Consider the following 5,278-nt stretch of genomic DNA (forward strand, 5'->3'; position numbering starts at 1 on the left):
GCCCGGCACCGCCCGGCCGGGCCAGCAGGGCGTCCCGCAGCCCCCGGGCCACCCCGGCCGGCAGGACCCGGGTGGCGTACCGGCGTTCGGACTCCAGTCCCTTGCCGGCGCCGACGCTTCGGGCCACCAGGGCCTTGGACAGGCCCTCGGCGTACGTGCGCGTGCGGAAGTAGCGGAAGTGCTCGCGGGCCTCGGGCACCCGGTGGTGGATCACCGCCCGGTCGTCGATCAGCAGCACCGCGTCGGGCCGGACCCGGCTGAGACGGATGCACAGTTCCGTCTCCTCGCAGCCCAGCGGGCGTTTGTCGCCGTCCCGGCCGATGCCGGTGGCGAAGCCGCCCGCCGCGTCGAAGGCACTGCGGCGGAACGAGGCGTTGCCGCCGAGCACGTTGCGCACCCGGACCCGGCCGCGCGGCAGGCCCCGGTAGGTGCAGCCCACCACCCAGTCGAACTCCTCGGGGAACCAGTCGGGCCGCCGCCCCGACGCCCAGACCGGCTCGGTGCGCCCGCCGACCGCCATCACGCGCGGGTCGGCGTACGCCTCGGCGAAGCGCAGCAGCCAGTCGCGCTCGGCCACGGCGTCGTCGTCGAGGAAGGCGACGACCTCGCCGCGCGCGGCCGCGATTCCGGTGTTGCGGCCGGCGGACAGGCCGCGGGGGCCCGCGTTGGCGAGCACCCGCACGTCGCCGGCTTCCTTGTACTCCTTGCCGAGACGGTCCAGGAGGGCCTGGTTGTGGTCGACGACCAGCAGTGTCTCCAGGGCGGGCCGTGACTGAGCCCGCACCGAGGAGACCGCCGCGAGGATGTCCTCCCAGCGGTCCTCGGTGTACGCGCAGATCACGACGGAGATGCCGGGACCGCTCAAGACACCTCTCCCCGGACCGAGTCGAGCATCGGCGACTGGGACGAACGGCGGCGCAGCGCCCGGCGGTTGGAGCGCTCCTGGAGGATCACCCTGAGCACGCGCAGCCCGTCGCGCACGGCCCGCAGGTTGCTGGTGCCGTGGATGCGCAGGTACTCGTGGCTCGGGATCTCCTGCACCTTGAGCCCGGCCTTGACGACCCGGATGTTCATCAGCGTCTCGACCTCGAAGCCGGTGCAGTCCAGGTCGATCTTGTCGAGGCAGTGCCGCCAGAACGCGTTGTAGCCGTAGCACAGGTCGGTGTAGCGGGCGCCGAACTTGCGGTTGACGACTGTGCACAGCGCCCAGTTGCCGAGCTTGCGGATGAAGGTCATGTCGTCCGTGCCGCCGCCGTTGGCGAAGCGGGAGCCCTTGGCGAAGTCCGCGCCGGAGACCAGCGCGGAGACGTACGACACGATCTCGTTGCCGTCCGCCGAGCCGTCCGCGTCGACCATCACGATGATGTCGCCGGTGCACGCCTGGAACCCGGTGATCAGGGCGTCGCCCTTGCCCTTGCCGCGCTGCTCGACGACCTTGACGTCGGGCCACAGCTCACGGGCCACCTGGACGGTGTCGTCGGTGGAGTTGCCGTCGACCAGGACCACTTCGTGGATCCAGTCGGGCAGGGTCTTGAAGACGTACGGAAGGTTCTCCGCCTCGTTCATGGCCGGGATGACCACGCTCACCGGCGGCGCTATGGCCAGGTGAGAGGAGACGGGCCGGTACTTCCCGGCGGTCGGCGGATGCTGCTCCGCCGCGGCCGGCTGCAGAACTGAGCTCACGAGTCTGGTCCCTCTCGTCCGGTGGACCGCCCCCCCAGGGCAGTCCGGATCCAATCCGGTTCGAAAGGGGGGTTCTCACCCGTGGCACGCCGAGATGGAGCTTCGGGCACGCCGGGTGAGCTGGCAAAGCTGGTCGACGGCGGAAAACGGCAGCCGACCGCGCGGCACGGCCCGGAGACAGTTGCGGTCACCGAGCACGGCACCCCCCTACCGCGCCCCGCGTCGGTTCGTCGCGGTCCTTGAGCCCTCCCCTAGAGCCGCGTACTGACGGACCGATGCGGGTGAGATGTATGACGGTATTGACGATTGAACCCCTATGGCAAGACCTGGAACGGCACCTCACGTTTTTGTTGGTTTGGCCGTTGCGGGATGTGCTTCGTGGGTCGCAAGTTGAGAGGTTCCGGTGACGGAAACAACCGTTCCCCGGAGGCGTGTCGAGCCTCCGGGGAACGGTTGTTCAGGTGCTGGTGTCCGTGCCGCTGTCCGTTCCGGTCACGGAACGAGCTTCAGCAGCCGGTTCGGCGAGCCCGAACCCGCGCTGGTGACCTTGCCGGTGGTGGCGCCGCCGACCAGGGCCGAGGCGACCTGGGCCGGGGTGGAGGAGGTGTGGCCCGCCAGGTAGACCGCCGCCGCGCCCGCGACGTGCGGGGTCGCCATCGAGGTGCCGGAGATGGTGTTGGTCGCGGTGTCGCTGGTGTGCCAGCCGGCCGTGATGGAGGAGCCGGGCGCGAAGATGTCCAGGGCCGAGCCGTAGTTGGAGTAGCTCGCCTTGGCGTCGGTGCTGGTGGTGGCGCCGACGGTGATCGCCTCGGCGACCCTGGCCGGGGAGGACGAGGAAGCGGTGGTGCTGCTGTTGCCCGCGGCGACGGCGTAGGTGACGCCGCTGGCTATGGAGTTGCGGACCGCCGTGTCCAGGGCGGCGGAGGCGCCGCCGCCGAGCGACATGTTGGCGACCGAGGGGCCGGAGTGGTTCTTCGTCACCCAGTCGATGCCCGCGATCACACCGGCCGTGGTGCCGGAGCCGCTGTTGTTCAGCACCCGCACCCCCACGATTTTCGCCTTCTTGGCGACGCCGTAGGTCGAGCCCGCGATCGTGGTGGCCACGTGGGTGCCGTGGCCGTTGCCGTCGGAGGCGTTGTTGTCGCCGTCGACGGCGTCGTAACCGTGCGCGGCACGGCCGCTGATCTGCTGGTGGGTGATGCGCACACCGGTGTCGATCACATAGACCGTCACGCCGCTGCCCGCGCTGTCGGGGTAGGTGTAGGTGCCCGAGAGCGGGAGCGAGGTCTGGTCGATGCGGTCCAGGCCCCACGGGGCGTTGGTCTGGGTGGCGGAGAGCCGCACGCGCTGGTCCTGCTCGACCGAGGCCACCGCCGGGTCGGCGGCGAGGCGCCTGGCCTCGGTGGCGGAGAGGGTGGCGGAGTAGCCGTTCAGCGCCTTGCCGAACGTCTTGCGCACGGACCCGCCGTACTCCTCGACGAGGTCCTTGCCCGCGGCCGAGGACGCCTTCACGCCCGCGCTCTTCTTGAGCGTGACGATGTAGCTGTCCTTGATCGCGGCCGGGGAGTCCGCGGCGAGCACCCGGCCCTCGGCGGGAGCGGCGGCCTGGGCGGGGAGGGCGGTGAGCCCACCCACGAGGGCGGTGGTCGCCGACAGGATGATCGCGGCGAACCCGAATCTCTTGCTACGCAGTTGTGCCATTACGAGGGAGTCCTCCTCTTAGGCGGCGCGCGCCTGGGTGGGGCGCGCGTCATGTGGGGGTTGTGCGCGTGCTCGCGCACACGGCCGGGAGCGTCGCGTTCCGCTCTCGGCCGGAGTAAAGCGTCGACCATCTACCGGCGTAGAACAAGGGAGTTGAGCACTAGTCAACAAATCTGTCATGGGCACGTAACAAGAGGTGCCGAACGCGTAACAAGACGTGAGGTGAACACGCCGTGTGCGTCCGGGAAAGGGCCGAAAAGACTTGGCATGGACACTTCCTGTCAACACGCGTAGCTGCTACGACGGTTGTGGCAGAGATCCTGCTAAGGGAGGTTCCATGAGACGTTCCCGACTTGCCGCCTTCGTGGGCTCGCTCCTCCTCGCCGCCGGCACCGCCCTCACCGGGGCAGCCACGGCGCAGGCGTCCTCACTCGCCCCAACTGGCGGCTACGCAGCGCTCGGTGACTCCTACTCCTCCGGAGTGGGCGCCGGCAGCTACATCAGCTCAAGCGGCGACTGCAAGCGCAGCACGAAGGCCTACCCCTACCTCTGGGCCACCGCCCACTCACCCTCCACCTTCGATTTCACGGCCTGCTCCGGCGCCCGAACGGGTGATGTTCTGTCCGGACAGCTCGGCCCGCTCAGCAGCGCCACCGGCCTCGTCTCCATCACCGTCGGCGGCAACGACGCCGGATTCGCCGACGTCATGACGACCTGTGTGACCCAGTCCGACAGTGCCTGCATCTCCCGCATCAACACCGCACGGGCGTACGTCGACTCCACGCTGCCCGGCAAGCTCGACAGCGTGTACTCGGCGATCCGTTCCAAGGCGCCCAACGCCCACGTCGTCGTGCTCGGCTACCCCCGCTTCTACAAGCTCGGCACCACGTGCCTCGGCCTCTCCGAGGCCAAGCGCAAGGCCATCAACGACGCCTCCGACCACCTCAACACCGCCATCGCCAAGCGCGCCGCGAACCACGGCTTCACCTTCGGCGAGGTACGACCGGCCTTCACCGGCCACGAGATCTGCTCCGGCGACTCCTGGCTGCACAGCGTCAACTGGCTCAACATCGGCGAGTCGTACCACCCGAAGGCCCCCGGCCAGTCGGGCGGCTATCTGCCCGTGCTCAACGCCAACGACTGACCGCCGCTGCCGACAGCTCAGCCGGAGTCCGTGTCCGACTCCGAGTCCGAACCCCCGTCCGAACCCGTGTCCGAAGGAGAAGGGGAGGCCCCGCCCGTCGGGGTCTCCGTCTCACATGTGATCGAGAACGGCACCGACTCGGACGTCGTCCGCACCGGCTCCCGCACCTCGACACCGATCTCGTTCTCGAACGTCCCGGTCTCCGCGTCCGTCGTCACGGTCACCGCGTCCTGCTTCGTACGGCCGTCGCCCTCCGGGAACGACAGCGTCTTCCAGCCACCGTCGAGCACCGAGCCGTCCTGCGTGACCCAGCGGTAACGCACCTCGGCCGGCAGCCGCCCCACCGTGAACGTCGCCGTGAACCTCGGTGCCTCGGCGCTCGGCGGCGGACACGGGCCCGAGTAGTCCGTGCGCGTGCCGTCCAGGCCGACCCGCACCGACTGCGGCGGCGGACTGCTCTCCTCGCTCTCGCTCTCGCTCGGCGTCGGGGACGGACTGGACTTCCCGCTCCCGGTGTTCCGCGGCGGATCCTTGGTCGCGGCGGGCGAACTCGCCCCGGCACCCCGGTCGCCGTTCCCGTCGCCGTCCCCGCGGTTCAGCAGCGCGTACGTCAGCCCGCCCACCGCGAGCGCCAGCGCGACCACGCCCGCGACCAGCACCCGGCCGGCCCGGCGGTCACGGTCCTGACCGGTCGCCGTCGTCGTCGCACCGGAACCGGACGGTGCCGGCCGGCCCGGGAAGGGCATCGGG

The 5,278-nt window shown here is 70.2% G+C and carries 4 protein-coding genes and 1 pseudogene; 1 reads left to right on the forward strand and 4 read right to left on the reverse strand.

The annotated features are described in order from the left end of the window. The 3 genes from CA983_RS40355 to CA983_RS40365 all read right to left on the reverse strand — a co-directional run. Positions 1 to 865, reverse strand: an 865-nt coding sequence (locus CA983_RS40355; RefSeq protein WP_086605654.1) for a glycosyltransferase family 2 protein, incomplete at its 3' end; no start/stop codon positions are given. Next, entirely contained in the window at positions 862 to 1,683 is an 822-nt protein-coding gene (locus CA983_RS40360; RefSeq protein WP_086605655.1) for a glycosyltransferase family 2 protein, read from the reverse strand. The genes CA983_RS40360 and CA983_RS40355, both read right to left, overlap by 4 nt. A 492-nt stretch (positions 1,684 to 2,175) precedes the next feature. Next, positions 2,176 to 3,384, reverse strand: a complete 1,209-nt coding sequence (locus CA983_RS40365; protein WP_086605656.1) for a S8 family peptidase — start codon at positions 3,382 to 3,384, stop codon at positions 2,176 to 2,178. Positions 3,385 to 3,721: 337 nt separating this feature from the next. On the opposite strand from CA983_RS40365, the gene CA983_RS40370 reads away from it, so the two are divergent. Then, positions 3,722 to 4,528, forward strand: coding sequence for an SGNH/GDSL hydrolase family protein (locus CA983_RS40370; RefSeq protein WP_086605657.1), 807 nt, complete (start codon positions 3,722 to 3,724; stop codon positions 4,526 to 4,528). A 17-nt stretch (positions 4,529 to 4,545) separates the two neighbouring features. Here CA983_RS40370 and CA983_RS40375 read toward each other — a convergent pair. Then, positions 4,546 to 5,278: pseudogene (locus CA983_RS40375) on the reverse strand (serine/threonine protein kinase); the annotation flags it as partial.

Origin of the sequence: Streptomyces swartbergensis, from assembly GCF_002148965.1 — a bacterium.
GTDB classification, from domain to species: Bacteria; Actinomycetota; Actinomycetes; order Streptomycetales; family Streptomycetaceae; genus Streptomyces; species Streptomyces swartbergensis.